Origin of the sequence: Stappia sp. (genome assembly GCF_965276915.1) — a bacterium.
Classification (GTDB): domain Bacteria; phylum Pseudomonadota; class Alphaproteobacteria; order Rhizobiales; family Stappiaceae; genus Stappia.
This window is the reverse complement of the sequence record NZ_OZ255709.1, coordinates 2718787-2741512: the sequence shown is the minus strand read 5'-3', so window position 1 is coordinate 2741512 and position 22726 is coordinate 2718787. Positions and strand designations below refer to the sequence as shown.

Annotated in this window: 9 protein-coding genes; 5 read left to right on the top strand and 4 right to left on the bottom strand. The window is 68.7% G+C overall.

Annotation, left to right across the window (positions count from 1 at the left end; genetic code table 11):
* The first annotated feature begins 11 nt into the window (after nucleotides 1-11).
* The 3 genes from galE to ACQY46_RS12695 all read left to right on the top strand — a co-directional run bounded on the left by galE (nucleotide 12) and on the right by ACQY46_RS12695 (nucleotide 10382).
* Entirely contained in the window at nucleotides 12-1010 is a 999-nt protein-coding gene (gene galE / locus ACQY46_RS12705; RefSeq protein WP_428696407.1) for a UDP-glucose 4-epimerase GalE, read from the top strand.
* A 333-nt stretch (nucleotides 1011-1343) separates the two neighbouring features.
* Complete coding sequence (locus ACQY46_RS12700) at nucleotides 1344-8951, top strand: SDR family NAD(P)-dependent oxidoreductase (protein WP_428696406.1); 7608 nt, start codon at nucleotides 1344-1346, stop codon at nucleotides 8949-8951.
* A gap of 45 nt (nucleotides 8952-8996) precedes the next feature.
* Complete coding sequence (locus ACQY46_RS12695; RefSeq protein ID WP_428696405.1) at nucleotides 8997-10382, top strand: aminotransferase class I/II-fold pyridoxal phosphate-dependent enzyme; 1386 nt, start codon at nucleotides 8997-8999, stop codon at nucleotides 10380-10382.
* Between the two features lie 51 nt (nucleotides 10383-10433).
* On the opposite strand, the gene ACQY46_RS12690 is transcribed toward ACQY46_RS12695, so the two are convergent.
* The 4 genes from ACQY46_RS12690 to ACQY46_RS12675 form a co-directional block, all read right to left on the bottom strand.
* Nucleotides 10434-11921: a hypothetical protein gene (locus tag ACQY46_RS12690; RefSeq protein WP_428696404.1), complete on the bottom strand. Its 1488-nt coding sequence runs from the start codon at nucleotides 11919-11921 to the stop codon at nucleotides 10434-10436.
* Between the two features lie 173 nt (nucleotides 11922-12094).
* The gene (locus ACQY46_RS12685; RefSeq protein ID WP_428696403.1) at nucleotides 12095-13363 is read right to left on the bottom strand and encodes a capsule biosynthesis protein; all 1269 of its coding nucleotides are present in this window, start codon (nucleotides 13361-13363) and stop codon (nucleotides 12095-12097) included.
* A gap of 34 nt (nucleotides 13364-13397) precedes the next feature.
* The gene (locus tag ACQY46_RS12680; protein ID WP_428696402.1) at nucleotides 13398-14750 is read right to left on the bottom strand and encodes a capsule biosynthesis protein; all 1353 of its coding nucleotides are present in this window, start codon (nucleotides 14748-14750) and stop codon (nucleotides 13398-13400) included.
* A gap of 91 nt (nucleotides 14751-14841) precedes the next feature.
* A complete protein-coding gene (locus ACQY46_RS12675; protein ID WP_428696401.1) occupies nucleotides 14842-15975 on the bottom strand; it encodes a polysaccharide biosynthesis/export family protein in 1134 nt (377 codons plus the stop codon).
* A 399-nt stretch (nucleotides 15976-16374) separates the two neighbouring features.
* Between ACQY46_RS12675 and ACQY46_RS12670 the strand changes: the two genes are divergently transcribed.
* Both ACQY46_RS12670 and ACQY46_RS12665 read left to right on the top strand, forming a co-directional pair.
* Nucleotides 16375-18351 carry an autotransporter assembly complex protein TamA gene (locus ACQY46_RS12670; protein WP_428696400.1) on the top strand — a complete coding sequence of 659 codons (1977 nt, stop codon included), beginning with the start codon at nucleotides 16375-16377 and terminating at the stop codon, nucleotides 18349-18351.
* Between the two features lie 260 nt (nucleotides 18352-18611).
* Entirely contained in the window at nucleotides 18612-22661 is a 4050-nt protein-coding gene (locus ACQY46_RS12665) for a translocation/assembly module TamB domain-containing protein (RefSeq protein ID WP_428696399.1), read from the top strand.
* The last annotated feature ends 65 nt before the right edge of the window (nucleotides 22662-22726 follow it).

The following is a 22726-nucleotide window of genomic DNA, read 5'->3' as shown; positions in this document are numbered from 1 at the left end:
GGAGTGAGCGCATGGCAGTTCTGGTGACCGGCGGCGCCGGCTATATTGGCAGCCACATGGCCTGGCACCTGCTCGACGCCGGCGAGGACGTGGTCGTTCTCGACAGTCTTGCCACCGGACACCAGTGGTCCGTCCCCGGCGCTGCCGGCTTCGTCCAGGGCGAGGTCGGCGACCCGGACGCACTTCGCCAGGTGCTCTCGCTTGCCCCCGTGGACGCGGTCATTCATTTCGCGGGCTCCGTTTCCGTCCCGGAATCGCTGGAAAATCCGGCGAAATACTACCGCAACAACACCTGCGCGACGCTGGCCCTTGTCGAGAACTGCCTCGCCGCCGGGATCGGGACGGTGCTCTTCTCCTCCACCGCGGCCGTCTATGGCGAGGTTGGCGCGGGTCCGGTATCGGAAGCCACCCCCGCGCTGCCGACGACGCCCTATGGCGCGTCCAAGCTGATGGTCGAGACCATGCTGCGCGACATCTCGGCCGCCGGCCCGCTTCGCCACGCCGCACTGCGCTATTTCAACGTCGCGGGCGCGGATCCGCAGGGGCGCACCGGCCATTCCACGCGCGGCGCCACACATCTGCTGAAAGTCGCCTGCGAAGCGGCTCTTGGCACGCGAAAGGGCATGACCGTCTTCGGCACCGATTACGCGACCCGCGACGGCACGGCCGAACGCGATTTCATCCATGTCGGCGATCTTGTCGAGGCGCACTATCTGGCGCTTAAGCGGCTGCGGACCAATCCGGAGAGCTTCACGCTCAATTGCGGCTATGGCAGGGGCTACACGGTGCTGGAGACCATCGAGGCGGTCAGGCGCGCCACCGGCTCCGACTTTCCGGTCGAGTACGGGCCGCGACGTCCGGGCGACCTGGGCAGCGTCATCGCCGACAGCACCGCCATCCGGGACCTGCTCGGCTGGCAGCCGGCGCTGAACGATATCGACGTGATCGCACGCCACGCGATCGAATGGGAACAGCACCTCCTCAGGCGCAACGCAGCCGAAGACGTGTGAGGTCGGAAACACCTGTCGGTTTCACCAGCAGGCTGAAAACGTGGCGGCAATCCTCTGTCGAAATTCATGCTGCAACGCACAATCGCCATATTGTGGACGCTTTGCCCGGTGTCTCGTTTACGCTAGAACCGAAACCGGGTCCGTCACCTCCCAACAGGCGTCACGTCCCGGTAAACTGTCATGTGAATCGGTCGCCTCGCGGCGTGGAGGGCGTACGGACCGGAGATTTCGGGAACCGTGTTGCCGAAATCCTCACGCAGGCGCTGCCGCTTTGCCCGTGCGATCCCGGTCTCGGTCCGGGCCACGGACACCGCGCTACGGAAGAATCGCTGAATGTCGCTGCTTGCACGGAACACAGTCATCACGGGATATGCCGCACGCCTGCCCGGCGCGGCGTCCGTGGACGACTTCTGGCACTTGCTGGAAACCGGCACCTGCGCCGTCACGCAGGTCGGCCGCGACCGTTTCGACCCGCGCAATTTCTACCATCCGCGGCCGAACACGTCGGGCCGCAGCCACACCTTCGCCGCCGGCCAGATCGACGATGTGTGGGGCTTCGACGCCGCGTTTTTCGGCATTTCGCCGCGCGAGGCCGCGCAGATCGATCCGCAGCAGCGCCTGCTCTTGCAGGTGGTGTGGGAGGCAATCGAGAATTCAGGCCTGAGGCCGTCGGACCTGGCCGGCAGCCAGACGGGCGTCTATGTCGGCGCGTCGGGGCTCGATTATCACCAGCGACTGCTGTTCGACCTGCCCGCCGTCGACATGCAGACGATGACCGGCAACACCCTGTCGATCATCTCCAACCGCGTCTCCTACATCTTCGACCTGCGCGGCCCCAGCTTCACGCTGGACACCGCCTGCTCCTCCTCGCTGGTGGCCCTGCACCAGGCGGTCAGCGCCATCGAGAACGGACAGATCGACACCGCCATCGTCGCCGGCGTCAATCTCCTGCTCAGCCCGTTCTCCTTCATCGGCTTCTCGCGCGCCTCGATGCTGTCGCCGCAGGGCCTGTGCCGGGCCTTCGACGCATCCGGCGACGGCTATGTGCGCTCCGAGGGCGCCGTCGCGATGATCCTGCAGAGAGACACCACCGCGCGCGAGCCGCGCGCCCGCATCATGGCCAGCGGCATCAATGCCGACGGCCGCACGGCGGGGCTGTCGCTGCCCTCCTCCCCCGCCCAGGCCACCTTGCTGCGCACGATCTATCGCGACCTCGGCGTCGCGCCGGACGACCTTGCCTTCGTCGAGGCGCATGGCACGGGAACACAGGTCGGAGACCCGGCCGAGGCGACGGCGCTCGGCACGGAAATCGGCCGGAACCGGAGCGCGCCGCTGCCGATCGGGTCGGTGAAGACCAATGTCGGCCATCTGGAGCCGGTCTCCGGACTGGTCGGCATCCTCAAGTCGGTGCTGGCCCTGCAGAACGACCTCCTGCCCCGGTCCCTGCATTTCGACACGCCGAACCCGAACATCGACTTCGATGCCCTCAACCTGACGGTTGCCGCGCAGGCGGTTGAACTTGCCCGCGGACCCGGCCGGCGCCTCGCCGGCATCAATTCCTTCGGTTTCGGCGGCACCAACGCCCACACCGTGATCGGCGACGTCGAAGCCCTCGGCATTCCGCAGACCGCCGTCCCCGACACGGCGCCCCTGGTCATTTCGGCCCGCTCGCAAGCCGCGCTCAAGGACCTCGCCAGAGGCTATGCGAGCCTGCTCGCGCAGGACGACACCCCGCCGGCGGGTGCAATCGCGGACGCGGCCGTTCGCCGGCGGGACCTGCATGACCATCGGCTCGTCGTTCTCGGCGACCCGGCCACCAAGCAGGCGGCCCTCGCCGCCTTCGCCGACGGACGGGACGCACCGGCCGCGGTCGAAGGCAAGACCGCGCCGCGCACGCGCGGGGTCGCCTTCGCGTTTTCCGGCAACGGTTCGCAATGGGCGGGCATGGGCCAGGCCGCCTATTCCAGGGATCCCGGTTTCCGCAAGGCGCTGGAGGGTGTCGACAGGCATTTCATGGCCGTTTCCGGCTGGTCGTTGGTGACGATGCTGTTCTCGAAGGACCTGCAAGGGGAGATCGAGCGCACCGAGATCGCCCAGCCGTTGCTCTTCGCGGTCCAGGTCGCGCTTGTCAGCGCGCTGAAGGAGCGCGGCCTTGAACCGCAGGCCGTCGTCGGTCACAGCGTCGGAGAGGTCGCGGCCGCATGGTGCGCGGGCATGCTCGATCTGGCGAGCGCCACCCGCATCATCCACGCAAGATCGACACAGCAGGAAGTGGTCCGCCACCTCGGCGGCATGGCGGCGCTGCTGCTGCCCGAGGCCGAGGCACGCGCGGCCATCGACGAAGCCGGCCTTTCCGGCATCGAGGTGTCGGCCGTCAATTCTCCGCGCAGCGTGACGATTTCCGGCCCGGTCGACAGCATCGACGCCTTCGCCCGGATCGCCCGCAAGAAACGCTGGGCGTTGCGCAAGCTCAACATCGCCTATCCGTTCCACAGCGCGCTGGTCGATCCGATCGAGGAGCCCTTGCGGGCCGCGCTCGGCGAGATCGCCTGCGCACCGGCGGCGATCCCCTTCCTGTCGGCGGTGACGCCGGAAACGGATGCGATCCGCCCGGACGCGAGCTACTGGTGGGAGAATGTCCGCAGGCCGGTCCGCTTCGCCGAAGCCGTGGAACGGCTTGCAGAGCAACCCGTCGACCTGATCGTCGAGATCGGCCCGAAGCCGTTGCTCACCACCTATATCCGCGACGTGCTGCGTGCGGCGGGCAACCAGACCGCGGTGCTGGCAACGTTCGACGTTCCCAAGGCCGATGCCGAGCCTGAGAGCATCGACACGCTCGCCGCCCGCATCGTTGCCCATGGCGGCATGCCCGATCTTGATCGCTATGTCGGGGCGGAAGGTGCACATTTGCCCCAGCTGCCGCTCTATCCCTGGCAACTCACGGCATTCGTCACGCCGGTGACCGAGGAGCGCGTTTCGGGCACGAATGGCGGCGGCTGGCCGCTGGCCGGCACGCGCCTGCGGCCGGACACGGCCGAGTGGTTCAACCTGATCGACACGGACCTGCTGCCGTTCCTGGCCGACCACAAGGTGGAGAGCGCCACCGTGTTCCCCGCGGCCGGCTTCGTCGAGATGGCGCTGCGGGCAACGCTGGACTGGACGGGCGCGGAGCAGGCCGAGATCCGGGATTTCGAGATCCTCCGGCCGCTGCTTCTGGACGAGGGCAAATCCCACGAGACACGCGTTCGCCTGTCGCCGGACGACCGGGTGATCGAGATCCACAGCCGGCCAAGGCTGGCGGGCGCCGACTGGTCGCTGCATGCCAAGGCCGGGTTCCGCACGCTGTCAGTCCCCGAGGACGTTGTCGAGGAGCGGACGGCCGATGACGCCGCTGTCCCTGTCGACGAGGAGACCATCTACCGACTGACGATGGAACACGGGCTCGACTATGGCCCCGCCTTCCGCCTTGCCAGCGCGGCGCGGCTGACCGGCCGGCAGGATGTGCGGCTGGACCTGCGCGCGCCGGCGACCTCGCCCGACCCTGACATCTTCGCCTTGCACCCCGCGCTCGCGGATGCCGGCTTCCACGGGCTGTTCGCCCTGCTTGGCGAGCGGAGCACTGCCGACAAGAGCGGCTTCCTCCCCGTTCGCTTCGGGTCCATCGAGCTGTTCGCCTCCTCCCGCCTGCCGGTTTGCGCGGACGTCCGCGTGGAAAAGGCGAGCAAGCGCTCGATCGTCGCGAACTTCACCTATCGCGACGCGGACGGCGCGGTCGTCGCACGCTTTGGCGGGGTTCGCTTCAAGTCCGTGCAATTCGAGCTGTCCTCCGGCGACGAAGGCTTCCACTACCGGCTGGCGCCGCGCCTGCTCGCCTCCGGCGCCGCCCTGCCGGCCGCGACCTTCGCAACCACGGAAATCGGCGCGCAGGCGGTGGCCTTCGGCATCGGCCGCGAAGCCGGCTCCGAATTCGACCCGAGCGACGCAGCCCTGCTTGCCGATGCGCTGGCCAGAACGGTCACGCAACATGCGCTCTTCGATATTCTCGGCGATGGACCGGCCGAGATCCCGACGCTCGTGACCTCGGGCAGGCTGCACGAGAGCGCCGCACCGTTCGCCCTGCATTTCCTGCATGTTCTCGCCCGGCACGAGCTTGCGCACGAAAGTGACGAGGGCTGGACCGTCGACGATCCGGATCCGGCGCTCGACCCGGCAGCACTGGTGCAGACGCTGATCTCCGTCGCCGGGGCGCATGGCGCGCTCGCCACACTGCTCTCCCGCCTTGCCGACGAGTTGCCCGGCCTGCTGCGGGACGGACTGCCGCCCAGTGCATCCGGCTATTTCGCCGGCGGCCTTCTTGCCGCCTGGCGCAACGCGGACCCGTCCGCCCGTGCGCTCGCGGCCGCTTGCGCCAACATCACCTGCGACGTCATTGCCTCCTGGCCCGCGGAGCGACCCCTCTCGGTCCTGCTGCTTGGTGCCGGCGCCACGGGCGTCGCGGCGGCGCTGGATGCCGCACTCGACCGTCGAAACGGCCGGTTGACCGTCACCGATGCCTCGTCCGGCGACCTTGAGCGGTTGCGCCGCAACTGGCGCGGCGCGGCGCAGACATGTTTCGCCGCCCTTGGCGAGGATGCGCTCGCGGAAAACGGTCCCTACGACCTCATCGTGACCTGCGACAGCCTTGGCGTACCTGGCGGCAACCGCCTCCAGGATCTGGCCGCCATGATGGGCACGGAGGGACGATTGATCGCGGTGGAGCGTTCGCCCTCGACCGACACCGACCTGATCCTCGGCACCGGCGCCGACTGGTGGTCGGCTGTTCCGGGAACGGAATTCGCCTCGACGCCGCTGATGGCGGGCGCCGACTGGACGGCGCACCTTGCCGCTCTGGGCTTTGCCGATCCTCTCGGTCTGCCGCTGGCAAGCGCGGAGGTCGATGCGAGCCTGCTCATTGCAGCCGCTCCCCCGCCGGCCCGCCGGCGAAGGGCGAACGGCGACGCCGCCCCGACCGGAAACGGCGAGGCGGCCGAACTTCGCCAGTCCGTCCTGGTGCTCTGCGACCCGGAGGAACCCTGCCGTGCCGTTGCCGGTGCGTTGCGCGAAACCCTGTCGGCGCACGGGATCGATGCCACTCTCGGCATCGAGGCGGGCATGCCGGCTCCGATCAAGGGCGTCCTCTCCGTCGACCTGGACGATGCCGAGGCATGGGCGGACGGAACGCCCCTGGCCACGGCTTCCGCCGATGGCGTGATCCATCTCGCCGGCGCCTATGACGACAGTTCCGAGGCAATGGCGACGACCTCGCGTCGCGTCTGGTCGCTGACGCGCCTTCTCAAGGCGGGTGGCACCCGGTCCGCACCGGTGATGATCGTCGCCCCGGACGGTGCGCGCGCCGCCGCCGCCGGCACGGCGCCCGATCCGGCGCAGTCGGCGGTGTGGGCTTTTGGCCGGGTCGCCATCAACGAGTTCTCCACGACCAGGATACATCTGCTCGACATCCGCAGGGATCTCGACCCGAGTGCCGCCGCTTTGCGCATCGCCGGCGAGGTCGTGCTTGCCATGCATGACGAGGAGCGGGAAATCGTTGTCGACGGCGACCGCCGCATCGGCCTGCGGGTCGAGCGCGGCGCGCCGCTTGCCGTACCCGGCAGGGTTCCGGATGAACGGGGCGAGATCCTGCGGCTCGACATCGCCCAGCAGGGGTCGCTCGACCGGTTGTGCTGGAACCCCTGCCCGCGCCCGTCCCTTGTCGGTGACGAGATCGAGATCGCCGTGGAGGCCAGCGGTCTCAACTTCCGCGATGTGATGTGGGCCCTCGGCCTGCTGCCCGAGGAAGCGCTCGAGGACGGATTTGCCGGCCCGACGCTTGGCATGGAATGCGCGGGCACCGTCGTCGCCACCGGACCGGACGCCCGGCGGCTTCAGGTCGGCGACAAGGTGATCGCCTTCGCACCGGCCTGTTTCGCCAGCCATGTCACCGTCTCGGAAAAGGGCTGCGCCGCGACGCCGGACGGCCTCTCCCCGGAGGCGGCGGCGACAATCCCCGTTGCCTTCCTGACCAGCTATTACGCGCTGCATCGCCTTGCGCGGCTGGAGCCGCACGAGACCGTGCTCATCCATGGCGGCGCCGGCGGCGTCGGCCTTGCCGCGATCCAGATTGCCCGGCACATCGGCGCGCGCATCATCGCGACCGCCGGCAGCCCGGAAAAGCGCAGCCTGCTCAAGCAGCTCGGCGTCGACCATGTGCTCGATTCCCGCTCCCTCGCCTTTGCCGGAGACGTCCTGCGCCTGACCGGCGGCAGGGGCGTCGAGGTGGTGCTGAACTCGCTGTCCGGAGAGGCGATGGAGCGCAGTATCGAGGTGCTGGCGCCCTTCGGCCGGTTCCTGGAACTGGGCAAGCGCGACTATTACGAGAACACCCATCTGGGCCTGCGCCCGTTCCGGCGCAATCTCAGCTATTTCGGCATCGATGCCGACCAGTTGCTGATCCACCAGCCGGCGCTTGCCGAGCGGTTGCTCGGCGAGTTGATGCAGCTGTTCGCCGACGGCGCGCTGGCCCCGCTTCCCCATCGTGCCTTCGAGGCGGACAACGCCGTCGCCGCCTTCCGCCTGATGCAGCAGGCCGGACATATCGGCAAGATCGTCATCCGCCCGCCCGCGGCCCCGCTTGCCGGAGAGACAGCCGGGGCGCTTGCCCCCGTTCGTCTCGCGGCCGGCGCCAGCCAGGTCGTGGCCGGCGGCTTCGGCGGCTTCGGCGCGGCCCTGATCCGCCGGCTTGCCGGGATGGGCGCGGGCCGGATCGACGTCCTGTCGCGGCGCGGCGCGACGACGCCGGAGGCGGCGGCCCTCATCGAGGAGATGGCGGCCCGGGGCGTCACGATCATCGGACATGCGTGCGATGCGACCGACGAAGCGGCGGTCTCGGCCGCGCTTGACGCGGTGCGCGCGGAGGCCGGGTCGATTGCGGGCGTCTTCCACACCGCGATGGTGCTGCACGACACCCTGATGGCCAATCTCACGCGCGACCAGCTCGACGCGGTGCTCGCCCCGAAAGTGCGCGGCGCGGAACTGCTCGACCGGCTGACGCGGGACGATCCGCTGTGCCACTTCGTGATGTTTTCCTCGGCGACGACGCTGGTCGGCAATCCCGGCCAGGCCAACTACGTCGCCGCCAACGGCTATCTGGAAGGCCTTGCCGCGCGGCGCAGGGCGCAAGGGCTCCCGGCTCTCGCGGTTGCCTGGGGGGCGATCTCGGATGCCGGCTACCTGGCGCGCAACGCCGATGTCGGCGACAAGCTCGCGCGCAAGCTTGGGCGTCATGCGCTGAGCGCCGACGAGGCGCTCGACGGGCTTGCCGCCCTGATGGCGCTGCCGCAGGACGACGTCGCGAGCGCCGCCGTTGGGTACGCGCGCATCGACTGGGCGGCGGCCCGGCGCGACCTGGTGCTGCTGGCAACGCCCTATGCGGAACGGCTCGGCATTCACGCAGGCGACGAGACGGACGGCGAAGGCGGCACCGTCGACCTTGCCGCCCTCGTCAAGGGGCTTGACCGCGCCTCGGCAATCGCCCGGATCTGCAAGTTGCTGGCGATCGAGATCGGCCGCATCCTGAGGATCGGCGAGGACGACATCGATCCGGCCAGGCCGCTGACCGAGGTGGGCATGGATTCGCTCATGGCGCTGGAGCTCAGGATGGCGGCCGAACGGCAGTTCGGCATCGATATTCCGCTGATGTCTCTGGCCAATGGCGCGACATTGAGCGACATGGCGGCCCGCATCACCGACCAGGTGATAGGCGGCAGCGGCGATGTCCTGTCGGGCGAGGCCCGCGCCAATGCGATACAGCATCTGGGCGAAGAGGCCTTCGAGGACGCCGAAGCACTTGCCGACGTGGCCGCCGAGGTCGAGCAGCGCACGCGCGACATGCGCTCGCTGCTGTGAGAAACTCATCCCGCCCGGCCGGGAAAGACAGCGAAAGGCAGTAAGTTGAGCAAGGACGGGACGAGCGGTTCGGGCGACGCGCGCAAGCAGCTGGTCGCCAGCCTGCGCGCCGGCCACAAGGCCGCCCGCGACCGGCAACCCGCGCGCGCCGCACGGCAGGCGCCGCCGCCGGGGCCCGCCGCCTTCGACTTCTCCAGCCTGCCGCAGTTCCGTCAGTTGCGGATGCACCGCGCGGCGGCGGAGATGATCGGCCTCGACAACCCGTTTTTCCGCGCCCATGCGGGCGTTGCCGGCGCCACCACCGTCATCGACGGCGAGACCTACGACAATTTCGCCTCCTACAATTATCTCGGCCTGAACGGCCACCCGCAGGTCAACGCTGCGGCGGCCCGGGCGATCGAAACCTACGGCACCAGCGCCTCGGCCAGCCGGGTGGTTGCCGGGGAACGACCCATCCACCGGGAGCTGGAGCAGTGCCTGGCGCGCATCCACGGCGTCGAGGACGCGGTGGTGATGGTCAGCGGGCATGCGACCAACGTCACGGTCATCGGGCACCTGATGAAGTCGGGCGATCTCATCCTCACCGACTCCCTCGTCCACAACTCGGTCACCGAAGGCGCACGCCTGTCAGCGGCGACGCGCATGAACTTCCCGCATGGGGACCTTCACGCGCTTGAAGAACTGCTGGCGCAGAACCGGCACAAATACGATCACGTCCTCATCGTCGTCGAAGGCATCTACAGCATGGACGGGGATTTTCCCGACCTGCCGCACCTGCTCCGCCTAAAGCAGAATTTCGACTGCTGGCTGCTCGTCGACGAGGCGCATTCCGTCGGAGTGCTGGGCGAGACCGGGCGCGGGCTTGCCGAGCATTTCAACGTCGATCCGGCAAGCATCGAGATGTGGATGGGGACGTTATCCAAGACCTTCTCGGCCTGCGGCGGCTACATCGCCGGTTCCAGGGCGCTTTGCGATTACCTGCGGGCGACCGCCCCCGGTTTCGTCTTCTCGGTCGGCCTGTCGCCGGCGCTGGCCGGCGCCGCCATCGCCTCCGCCGAGGTGATGGCGCGCGAGCCGGAGCGGGTGCGACGGCTTGCCGAAAACGGTCGCCGCTTCATCGAGCGGGCCCGCGCGGCGGGTCTCAACACCGGCCCGAGCGCGGGCCTCAGCGTCATTCCGGTGATCGTCGGCGATTCCATCGGCGCGGCGACCCTCTCCAACCGGCTGCTTGCCCGGCGCATCAACGCGCTGCCGATCGTCTTTCCCGCCGTCGCGGAGAAATCGGCGCGCATCCGCTTCTTCATCACCAGCGAGCACAGCGGCGAGCAGATCGACCGGGCGGTCGATGCCACCGCCGAGGAACTTGCAGCGATGGCACGCGAGAACGTGGGCTTTTCCTCGCTGGTGAAGAGCGTGCGCCAGGACAGCTGACCCGCGAGCCCCGTCGCGATCGCACGGCCGCTTTCGCCCTGGAAAACGATCCTAGATGCCCAGTTTGCGGCCCAGCCAGGAGAGCTCCTGGCGCAGGCGCTGCATGGTCGCGTGCCACCTGCTGCCGCGTTGCGCGGCAAGCCGCGAGACCAGGAATTCCGGCGTGCAGGGTTGCAGGCTCAGCGGGTCGACCGTCAGCGGATAGTCGATGAAGGCGACGTGGGCGAGCGTTTCAAGGTCGAGCCGGCGGGTGCGCCGGGCGTTGTCCGTCAGGTCGCGCGTCAGGCCCCAGCCGGCATAAAACGGCATGCCGTAGACCGTCACGGGGCGGCCGCGCAGCAGCGCCTCGAATCCGCTCAGCGACGAAAACGTCTCGACCCGGTCGGCAAGTCCGACAAGCTCGAGAATGTCGCATCCCGCGACCACCTGGTCGGCGAGGCCCGCCAGTGCGGCCGGATCGAGCCGCCCCTTGCGCAGGCCCGCCTCGACATCGGGATGCGGCTTGTAGAGGATATGGGCCTCAGGGTTGCGCGCCCGCACCGCCCGCAACAGCTCAAGATTGACGTTGTCGCAGGTGGCGCAACCGATCACATCGGAAAGCGAACGGCGCACCCCGGCATCGTCCGCCACCTGTCCGGGCACGAGCAGCACCTCGCGGTCCCCCGGCACCTCGGGCAGTGCCGCCTTCCCCGAGACGTTGTATTTCGTCATGCGCGCCGCACGCAGGAGCTCCAGCAGGTCGGCCGCCCTCGCCCGTTCGGCCTCATTAAGTTGCCGGGCGGCGAGCAGGCGTTCCATCCGGCTTGGCCGCGTGGCGTCGAAATAGATCCCCTCGTCGTCGAAGGCGACGGACGCCCCCCGCGCAAGGCCGGCCCCCAGGCCGACGGAACGCAGGAACCCGTCCTCGATGCGCCAGAGATCCACGCCCGCCTCGCCGGCCCGCGCCTCGATCTCCTGCGTGACGCCGGCGGCCCATCCCAGCACCCGCCCGCCTTCCGCCCGCGCCTTGCCGATGGCCTCGTTCGCATCACCGCAGAATGTGAAGCGCTCCGGATCGGCGGCATATGCCGCGCGGATCGAGGCGTGGTTCCAGGACTTGGCGCCGAAGCAGAACAGCGGACGGTCGGAGATCCCGGCGCGGCGCGCGAAGGCCGCAACGGCTCCGGCCGCCCCGGCAAAGCCGAGCGCCCGGTTCCGGTCATAGGGCGAGGGATACAGCATGGCGCGCGGCACAAGGCCGGCGGCGAGGTCTTCCGCCTCGGCGCCCGCAACCTCTCCCAGCACCGTGCCAAGGGCGGTGCGGCAGGCAGCCGCGAGCGCGCCCGTCGCCGGCCGGCGGGCGAATGGCCGCAACACCCCGGCGATGTTGCTTTCTCCGCCCTCGATCAGCGGATCGAGCGGCAGCACCAGGACCGCGAGCGTGTCCTCGCCAAAGGGCGCGGGCGCCCGGAGGGACGCGGTGACGACCAGCGCCAACGGCACACCAACGGCGCGTGCGGCCCCCGCAAGACCCGGGAGCCCCTCCTGGTCCGGAGCCACCAGGACGCCCTCGCCCTTGCGAGGGGCATCCGCCAGACCTTTGACAGGCGCTGCCAGGACAGCGGAAAGCGCCCGCGCATGCCGCAGCATCTCCCTGTCGGCCACCCGCCATCGGCGAACCCGCGGCACAGGTGTCGGCTCGCCGGTTGCCGGACCGGATGCGGGATCGCGGGTCACAGTCTCACCCCCAGGGCGCGGGCCCGGGCAAGACGCGGCGGTTCGGCGGAACTGCTCGGGGCGGACGGACCTCCCTCCAGAAGGCGCGCCGATATCGTCTCGACGGCGGTCTTGAGCCCTTCCCTGCTGTGGATCGAGCCGCGCAGCTGCGTGGCCGCCGCCAGCGCCTTGATAAAGTCTCCCGCGAGGGTCATGTCGGGAGGCGTCGGCGCCCGCCAGAAGCTCGCGAGATCGCCGCGATGCGTCATTCCGTCGATGTCGTAGAGCGCCGGGACGAGCGTCTTGACCGGCACGCCCTTGCGCAAGCCGTCGAGACCCGCCGTCGAATTGACGGTGACGAGGCCGGAAACCCGGGGCCAAAGCGCATCGAGCGACCCGCCGTCGAGGAGCACGACCCGCTCGCCGTCGCCCCGCCGATCGAGTTCGCCCTCCCAGTCGATGAACCCGTTGTCGAGCGGATGCGTCTTGACGACAAGGCGCGCCTCCTCCGGTGCGTTGTCGAGGAAGTCGCCCACGACAAACGCCAGCGCCTCGCGCATGGAGGCGAAGGGCGAGTGCGCGACAATCTGGTAGTCCCCCTCGACCTGCAGCGGCAGCACGAAGAAGGGTCGCGGATCGGCCAGCAGCCCCGCCTGCCGGCGCGCCGCGATCCGGCGCCGTCCCGGGGCCGTGGCGAGACGCTTCAGCCAGAGCGCGTAGTCGTGCAAGGGATGCAGCGGCGTGTGACGGCGGTAATGCGGGAAGAACGGAGCCGCCGCGACATTGGGCAGATGATAGGAAAGGTCCTGCCAGGCCTCCAGTGCGAAGGATGCGGGAAAGCGCGGCGACAGATCCGGTTCGCCCGCAGCACCGGCGATGTCGCGAATGGCGGCGGGATCCTCGGGAAAACGGCTCAGCGTCGCCAGTCCGCCGCGCTCGAGCGTCATGAAGCCCGGACGCAGCAGGCCCAGCTCCGTCACATGGACGGCAATCCCCGCCGCTTCGGCCGCCAGCACCGCCGGCCGGTGATAGGGCCGCGTGTCGCCGTGCAGGACAAGGTCGCTCACGGCCTCGCCGGCGATCCGCCGGGCAACCGCATCCGGCCATCCGGCAAGCGGCCCGCGCCAGCATTCCGTTCCCCGCCCGTGCCAGTGCAGCCAGTCGCCGGCGCAGAAATTGACCCGCGAGACGCGGTGGCCGGCCTGGCCAAGCCGCGCGCCGATGCGGCGGTACAGCGGCGACAGCGGTCCTTGCAGGAACAGGAAATGCCGCCGGCCGGCCGTCATGCCTTCGCCTTCCCCTCCGGCCGGCATCTGCCCGTCATCCCCGCCAGGCACGCCACCACCGCCCTATCCGGCCGCGCGCGGCCATTTCCTCGTCGAAGCTCATCGGAATGCCGAGCGCCCGTGCCCGGTCGGCGCGCGGCGCCGGCCGCACCGCCCCGTCCGGCTGGTTGACAAGATCGAGCGACACGCGCCTGGCGAGTTCGCGCGCCGCCGCCAGCTTGCCCTCGTGGGTGAAGAAATTTCCCTGGATCTGGATCGCGTGGCCCATCAGCCGCTGGACAGCTTCGTAGACGCCGGCGTCGGGCGCCTGCGGCGTGCGCCAGAACCTGTCGAGGGGCAACTGGCAGGTCAGGCCGGGCATGTCATAGACGGCGACGCCGAGGACCTTGACCGGGCAACCGATGCGCACCGCGTGCAGGCCGGTCGTGCTGTTGACCATCAGGGCTCCCGACGCGTGTTCAAGAAGGGTGACCAGTTGCCCGCCATCGACCACATGCACCCGGTGCTTGACCCGGTGCTTGCGCGCGAGCTGACGCACGATCCTTCCCCAGGGCTCGATGCCCTGGTCCATCGGGTGGATCTTGACGACCAGATGCGCGGCCATGTGCGCGTTCGCCGAAAAGGACGCCAGCACCTTGTCGAGCGCCTCCGCGAGATGAGCGAACTGCGAATTGTAGCGAAGCTGGTAGTCGCTCTGAAGCTGCAGCGGGAACACGAAATAGGGACACCTGGATTCGATCAGGTCGGCGATCAACGTGTTGGCGAGCCGGTCGCGCCGCCGCGCGAAGACCAGCCGCGGCACCATTGCCAGGTACTCGAAGAACGGATGATAGAACTTGTCCTGGGTGAAATGCGGATGGAAGAGAACCCCGACCACGTTGAGAAGATGGAAGACCACCTCGTGCGCCGCCTCGAGCCAGAACGGGTGCCGATAGCGCACGCCCAGGTCGACCGGCTCCAGCCGGGTGGCCGTGGCGCGGATCGCCTCCATATCCTCGGGAAACAGCGAGCGGGCCGACATGCCGTCAAGCTCCGCCGTGATCCAGTCCGGGCGCAGATAGCCGTTTTCGTAGGCGACCGCACGCAGGCCGCGCCGCTGGGCGATGGCGAGAGCCGCCGAGTGATAGGGGAACCGGTCCTGGTAGAAGACGATGTCCGTCACCGCATGGGCGTCAACGTAGCCTTCCAGGAAGGACGGCCAATCCTCCAGCCGTCCGCGATAGGTCGTGCAGCGCCGGTCATGCCAGAGCAACCAGTCGGCAAGGCTCAGGTTGATGCGTAAGGCGCGGTGACCCAGCCGCTCCAACTCGTCGGCGACAACGCGCGGAAAATCGGAGGGTGGCCCCTGCAGGAAAAGAACCGTGCGCTTGTGCGTCTCGTTCGGCATCTGTGGCGCCCGTTCAAACGCGGTGCCGGCGATCACGGCCGGTCACGACCCTGGCAGGCTCCTGGCAGGCCTCTGGCAGGACCGGCGCCGGTCAGTTGGTCGTCAGCGCGTTGACCGTATTGGCGCTGGACAGCAGCGGCCCGATGATCTGCAGGAACTTGCCGAACTCCGCCGTCGGATGGTTGGCGACGTAGATGATGTCCTTGTCGCGCATCTCGAAGGTGCGCGCGAGGAAGAATGCCTCGGCCTCGCGCAGGTTGAGCTTGTAGACGACAGGCACGCGGGAACGGTCGAACTTGTTCGCCACCTCATCGCCCTTCAGCCGGCGCAGAAGCTCGCGGTCCTCGAAGCGGAACAGGAAGATACCGGCCGCATCGGCGAAGAAATCCTTGAGGCCGCCAACCTGGGCAAGGCCCTCTGCCAGCGTGACGGATTCGGTCTTGAAGGGGACGAGCTGCGTCGACTGCACCGCGCCGAAGGCGGAGAAGGTACGCGGCTTGTGGGTGACGAGCACATTGTCGCCAGGCGTCAGCCAGATGTTGTTTTCCGGGTACTCGATCAGGTCGACGAGACGTGCCTCGCCCGACTTGTTGCCGCGCTTGACGGTGACGACGGTCTCGTAGGTCGCCTGGCGCGAGCCGCCGGCACGCGCCACCGCCTCGAGCAGTCGCATGCCGCGGACCGACATGGTGTACTGGCCGGGCTTGGTCACGTCTCCGACGACGACCACGCCGCTGCTTTCGTTGCCCTCGACCATGACGAGAACCTGAGGCTCGATCGCCTTGCCCTTGAGGCGCTCCTGGATGGAGACGCGCAGGCCTTCGACCGACAGGCCGTTCGCCTGGATGCGCCCCGCATAGGGAATGAAGATATAGCCGCTTTCGTCCACGACGACGGGAACCGACACCTGCTTGCCGTCAGCGGTGGAGAACAGGCCCTCGGATGCCGCCTCCCAGATGGTGACGACCAGGCGGTCGCCGATCCCCAGGCGCGTCGAGCGCCCGCGATCGGGCACGGAGGCGAAATGACGGGAGAACGGCTTGGGTCGGTAATTGTGCACCGTGTCGACCGTGGACCGGTCGAGCGCCAGCAGAACGTAATCGGAGCGCAGCGCATCGCCCTCGATGTCGTCGGACGTGATGGTGATCGCAGTTGGCCCCTGCCCCGGCAGGCTGCCGCAGCCCGCGAGCGAAAACGCAAGAAAAACAGGGATCAAGAAACGCATCAAGGCCTCGGTTTTCACTGTCCGGTCACGACAGGCAAGCTTCTGTTAGCATCCGCTCCGGCGGCTGTCCAAGGCGGATGCGAGAGACAGCGGCCAAGCCCGATTCCTGTTGTCGAACGGCAACATTTTCTACCCGATTGGTTAACCAAACAGAAAGTGATTTCAACAAACTCGACCTTTCGGCTACCGCTGCCGGGCGGAGCGTGCCGGCGGAGGCCGAATTGGAACCCGATCCTGCAGAGATTCGTCACAACATGCGAAACATGGCATATCAACAGAACCCACTGTGTTGGAATGGAACAGCCGGTTTATCACCGGTCAACCATTCGGGCTTAGCTTCGAGGCGCTAAACCGTTGGTGACGAAAGGGCGTTCGACCACGCCAGGATCGGAAACTCTCGTGCGTATATGCGGGATCCGAAATGACAGCCTGCCGCGTTTTCTGGCAGGCTCCGGACGTGCGACGCGCCGCAAGCGTGGACTTCGCAGCCTTTCGGCCGCGCTTCTGGCCGGTTTTGCCCTGGCCCTGGCGCCGGCGCCAGCGAGTGCGCTCGACCTGTTCGGCTGGCTGCCGTTCGGCTCCTCGTCATCCGAGACCGATATCCCCGTCACCGACCCGTTCCCGTATACTGCGACGCTGACAGTCGCGGGCAACGAGGACGATCTGCGCGACAAGCTCTCCGAAAGTTCGGAGCTGGTCAGCGAGGTCGAGCGCCCGCCGTCCGGCGAGGCAGGACTGATCGCCCGGGCCACCTCCGATTTCGAACGGCTTGTCGGGCGACTTTATGTCGAGGGTTACTACGCCGGCACGGTCGATATTCGCGTCGCCGGACTGTCGCTTGAAAACGCACTGCAGATGCCGTCCCTGCCCGGTCCGCGCCCGGTGCCCGTGACGGTCCGCGTGATGCCGGGGCCGCTCTTCAGCTTCGGCCGCATCGAGCTTGACGCGGAAGACGGCGGCGAGGCCCTTGCCCTGCTCGAAACCCCGACCGGATACGGGCTGGTGCCGGGCGAGACCGCGAATTCGGGAAAGGTGCTGCGCGCCGAAAACCGGATCGTCAACGACCTGAAGGCGGCCGGCTATCCGTTTGCCCGCATCGCCCGGCGCGAGATCGTCGCCGACCACGACAGCAACCGGCTCGACGTCCGCCTGACGGTCGCGACAGGCCGGGCGGCGCGTTTCGGCCAGGTCTCCGTCACCGGCACCGAGGCGACCGATCCGGACTTCGTCGTCACCCACGCGATGTTGCCCGAGGGCGCGCCCTACGATCCGGCGGCGATCGAACGGGCGACCAAGCGTCTGGGCGAACTCGGCATCTTCTCCTCCATCCGCATTGTGCCGGGCGACAAGGTCGGGCCGGACGGGCTGCTGCCGATGACCATCGAGGTATCCGAGCGCGGCCGCAACGTGATCGGTGTCGGTGCCAACTGGTCGAGCTCGGAAGGGTTCGGGGTCGAGGCCTATTGGCGACGGCGCAATCTTTTCGGCCGCGGCGAGTTGCTCAGCGTCGAGGGATCTGTCGGGCGCATCGGCGACAACAGCCTGTCGGATCTCGAATATTCCGGCCGTATCGCGTTCGAGAAGCCGGGCGCATTCGGGCCTCTGACGAGCTTCACCACCAGCCTCAGCGCCCGCCAGGAGATCCCCGACGCCTATCGCAGCCGCAACATTACGGCCGACGCCTTCGTCCGCCGCGAGTTCGACGACCGGCTGTCGATGCGGGTCGGGGCGGAGCTGCAATATGCCGACGAGCAGGATGTCTTCGGCAACCGCACCTACCTGCTCGGCGGGGTGATCGGCGAGCTGACCTACGACACCCGCGACGACAAGCTGAACCCGACCAGCGGCATCAACGCCGTCATCTTCGCCGAGCCGGCCTACGACGCCAAGGGCGGCAATTTCATGCTGTTCACCAAGGGGCAGGTCTCCGCCTATCGGGCGCTCGACGATGCCAAGCGATTCGTCCTGGCCGGGCGGCTCGGCGCGGGCAGCATCATCGCTCCGTCGGTGCGCGCGGTGCCGGCGGCGCGGCGCTTCTTCTCCGGCGGCGGCGGCTCGATTCGCGGCTATGCCTATCGCAATGTCGGCCCGCGCCTTGCCGGCGAGGTCACCGGCGGACGCAGTTTCGTGGAGGCCTCGGCGGAGGTCCGCATGAAGGTGACCGACACGATCGGGCTGGTCGGCTTCATCGATGCCGGCAACAGTTTCGACGCGATCTATCCGGACTTCTCGGAGGGCGTGAAGGTCGGTGTCGGCGCGGGCCTGCGCTACTTTACCCCCGTCGGGCCGCTGCGCTTCGACGTCGCCGTGCCGCTCAACCCGGAGCAGGACGACCCGGATTTCGCCATCTATGTGGGCCTTAGCCAGGCCTTCTGAGGCACGGATTGAACAATCCCGGACAAGAATTTTCGAAAACTTGCAGCATTTTATTTCGAAATTGCAGCATTTTTGATTCAGGAAGGACTTCGCGAGTCGTTTCAGTGGGCTGGCGCGATCCCTTCACGCTTCGATTCCGATTCAATGTCTTCACATTCCGATTCAGGCCGCCGGTCCCTTCGCCATGATTTCGCTTCAACGCCGCGTCATAACATCCTGATGCAAGAATCAAATTTTCCGTTCCCGGAGGTCTTCCCGACGTGAAGCCGGCCCGGCGCCCCTTTCGCGCCTTCCTGAGCATTGTCCTGCGCACCCTCGTCGGCATCATTGCCGTCGTGCTGCTCGTCGCCGTCGCCGCGCTCGCCGCGCTGCAGACCTCGGCGGGCCGGCAGATGGCGGAAGGGCTCGTCAACGGCCTTGCCTCCGGCCCGCAGGGCGGCGTCAAGATCAGCGGGCTCGCGCTCTCCTGGGGACTGGACACCCGGCTTGCGGGGATAGAGGTCAGCGACGCGGCCGGACCGTATCTCTCCGTGCAAGACATCGCCCTCGACTGGCATCCGCTCGCGCTGCTGCGGGGACAAGCCGACGTCGAACGCCTGACGGTCGGCTCGGTCGACCTCGCCCGCCTGCCGCAACCGGGCGAGACGTCGGAGGACGGCGGCGGGTCCATTCCCGCCCTGCCCTTCCGGCTGGGCGAGGCGCGGGTCGAGACGATCTCCATCGGCGAAGCGGTCGCCGGCGAGGCGATGCGGCTTTCGGCAAGCGCCGATGCGCGCCTCGACGCTGCGCCGCGCACCGTCATCGCCAACCTGTCGGTGCAGCGCATCGACGGCACGAGCGGCACGGTCGAGGCACGGCTCCGTTTCGCGCCCGATGCCAACCAGCTCGCCTTCGACGTCACGGTGAGCGAACCGCGCGGCGGACTGGCCGCCCGGCTCCTGCAGATCGAGGGCCTGCCGGCGCTCGACCTGACGCTGAAAGGCGACGGCCCGCTCGACGACTGGAGCGCGGACCTTGCCCTGTCGCTCGACGGCCGCACCGAAATCGCCGGCACGGCACGGCTGACCCGCGAAAACGGCGGCGCGCCGGTGCTGCGCGCCGAACTTGGCGGCGAGCTTGGCGCGCTTGCCCCGCCGATCGCGGCGGCGCTTGTCATGGGCCGGACCGAACTCGCGGCGACCGCGCGCTTCGACGAGAGTTTCAGCCCGCGCGAGGTGGAGGGAACGCTGTCGACCGCGACGGTCCGCTCCGACTTCGCCGCGAAACTGGGCCCCGACCTGTCGCGCATCGAGGCCGGGGCGACGCTGCACCTGTCCGCCGGCGAAGGGGCCATGATCGGCCTGGAGCTCCCGGACCGTCTGGTCAGCGTCGGCGCGACCACACTCGAATTCCGGGCCAGCGGCACGCCGGACGCGCTCGATGTCACGGCAAGGCTTGCCACCGCCAGCCTCGCCACGACGGAAGCCCGGCTTGAGGGACTGACCCTGCGGCTCACCGGCGAGGATCTGGATACCGGGGCGAGCGCGCTCGTGCTGCCCTTCACGCTGGCGCTCGACGCCAAAAGGCTGGAGCCGCTGGCAGACGGCATGGAGATGCTCGCCGGGCCGCTGTCGCTTGCCGCCAACGGCACGGTCGATGCCGCCGAAGGGCGCCTCGACCTCGACGGCTCGCAGGTGGCGCTGCAAGGCATCGAGGCCGGCGTCACCGGCTCCGTGTCGGCGGAGGAAATCGACACCGCCTTCACCCTGGCGCTTGCAGACCTTGCCCGGTTCGACCCGCGTGTCGCAGGGGCCGTGACTCTCAAGGGAACGGCGAAGGGCGCGACCGCCGCACCGGACGTCGAGGCGAATGCCAGCGCGCCGCGCCTGATGCTCGCCGGCAAGCCGGTCACGGATCTTGAGGTCTCGCTTTCCGCCAAGACCGCGCGCGACGCGCTCGCGGCGACCTTGCGCGCCGATGGCACCGTTGACGGAAACGCCCTCGAAGGAGCGGTCGACATCCGGCCGGAGGGCAACGGGCTCGCCATCCCCGACGTGGCGATCAGCGCTGGCGAGAACCGCATCTCGGGCAGCTTCGCGGTCGCCGATCTCGCGGACGCCGTCGGCACGCTGACCGGCGAACTGACCATCGACGCGCCGGAGCTTTCGGAGTTCTCCGCCCTGGCACTCACCGAACTCGAAGGCGCGCTTTCCGGCCGACTGTCGCTGGCGCGCGGCGACGGCGGCAACCCGTCCGCGCAGCTGAACCTTTCCGGCACGGATCTGGCGGTGGCCGGAACGCGCATCGCGCGGCTTGAGGCGCGCGGCAGGTCCTCCGGCCCGCTGACAGCGCCGGCGCTATCCGGCGAAGCCGAACTGACCGGCGTGGTTGCCGGCGGAACCGCCATCCAGAACCTGAAGGCAACGGCCGTGACGGCCGGCACCGCGACCGACATTTCCATCGATGCACGGCTTTCCGATGGCACCAATGCCGACGGCATCGCGCTCACCGCGACGCTGGAACCGCAGGATGCGGGGCTTGTCGTCAAGCTGGCGACGCTCGACGGACGCTATGGCGGACTGGCGACGCGGGTTGCCGAACCCGCCCGGATCGTCGTCGCCGATGGCGGGGCGCTGATCGACACGCTGGCGCTCAGGCTCGGCGAAGGCCGTCTGGACCTTTCCGGCTCGGCCAGCGGCGAACGGCTGGCGCTCGACGCCAGGATCGCCTCCGTGCCGCTGTCGCTGGCCAATGCCTTCGCTCCGGGCGTCGGCTTGTCCGGCGCGGGCAGCGGGACCGTCACCGTGCGGGGCACGCCGGCCGCGCCGGAGGTCGACTGGAGCGTCTCGCTCGCCGAACTCTCGGCCGCACAGCTGCGCAACAACGGCATCGCGCCGGTGGCGCTGAAATCGACCGGCCAGCTGCGGGCGAACCGCATCACCCAGACCACGGACATCACCGGCGCCGACGGCCTGTCGATCAAGGCGCAGGGACCCGTCGGTCTTGCCGCGCCGGGCGCCATCGACGTTTCGGTTTCCGGCCAGGTGCCGCTCGGCATCGTCCGGCAGAAGCTGATCCTGTCGGGATTTTCCGGCAACGGCGCGCTTGCCGTCAGCGGCAAGGTCGGCGGCGCCTTCTCCGCGCCCCGCTACACGATCGCCCTGCGCCCGCAAGGCATGAGCGTGACGCAGCTTTCCTCCGGCCTGACGCTGCGCGACTTCTCCGGCAGCATCGGCATCGACAATGGCGGTATCGCCATCGAGAACATCCGTGCGGCCATCGCCGCCGGCGGCTCCCTGTCGGTGCAAGGGCGCATCGGCCTCGATGGCGGAATGCCGGCGGATCTCAGCGTGAAGGTCAGCGAGGGGCGCTATTCGGACGGCCGCATCGTCCAGGCCAATGTCGGCGCGGACCTCAAGCTGACGGGCCCGCTCGCCGACCCCGCGCGCGGGGCGCAGCTGTCGGGAACCGTCAACATCGCCCGGGCCGACATCACCATCCCCAGCAGCCTGCCCGGCGCCATCGATCCTGTCTCGGTCACCCATGTGAACGCGCCCGAGGCGGTGCGCCGCCAGGATGCCGCCCTTGCCCGCGACAGCGGCGGCGACGGCGGCGGCGGGTCGAGCCCGATCCGCCTCGACGTGACGGTCTCCGCCCCGGGGCGCATCTTCGTGCGCGGACGCGGCCTCGACGCGGAGATGGGCGGCACGTTGCGGCTGGTCGGCACCACGGCCAACCCGCAGGCCATCGGTTCGTTCTCGATGCGGCGCGGTTTCATGCAGGTGCTGACGCGGCGCGTCACCTTCTCCAAGGGCGATGTCGGCTTCACCGGATCGCTGACGCCGCGCCTCGACTTCGCCGCGACGACACAGGCGAGCAGCGCCGCGATCACCATCACCGTCACCGGCGAGGCACAGAAGCCGGAGATCGCCTTCACCTCCTCGCCGCAACTGCCGCAGGACGAGGTGCTGGCGCAATTCCTGTTCGACCGCTCGATGAGCCAGCTTTCGCCGGCGCAGATCGCCCAGCTCGGCGCTTCCGTGCTGGCGCTTACCGGCGGCAGCGGCGAAGGCCCGCTCGGGGCGCTGCGCCAGTCGCTCGGCGTCGATGCCATCGACGTGGAGACGGACGGCACGGGCGGTCCGTCGCTCGCCGTCGGCAAGTATCTCAGCGACAACATCTATCTTGGCGTCAAACAGGGCGCGAGCGGCGATTCCAGCCGGGTCACCGTCGATATCGACGTGACGAAGTCGCTGAAGCTGCGCGGCGAGGTCGGCGCGGACGGCGAATCCAAGGCCGGCATCTTCTTCGAGCGCGAATTCGGGAAGTAGGCAGCCGCTGTCCGCGCGAGGGCCCGATCAACCGGACTCCTGTGTCCGCCAATTCAACGGGGCCT

Coding starts and splice junctions, on each gene's coding strand:
- galE (WP_428696407.1), top strand. CDS start 12: ATGGCAGTTCTGGTGACCGGCGGCGCCGGCTATATTGGCAGCCACATG.
- ACQY46_RS12700 (WP_428696406.1), top strand. CDS start 1,344: ATGTCGCTGCTTGCACGGAACACAGTCATCACGGGATATGCCGCACGC.
- ACQY46_RS12685 (WP_428696403.1), bottom strand. CDS start 13,363: ATGACGGCCGGCCGGCGGCATTTCCTGTTCCTGCAAGGACCGCTGTCG.
- ACQY46_RS12680 (WP_428696402.1), bottom strand. CDS start 14,750: ATGCCGAACGAGACGCACAAGCGCACGGTTCTTTTCCTGCAGGGGCCA.
- ACQY46_RS12675 (WP_428696401.1), bottom strand. CDS start 15,975: ATGCGTTTCTTGATCCCTGTTTTTCTTGCGTTTTCGCTCGCGGGCTGC.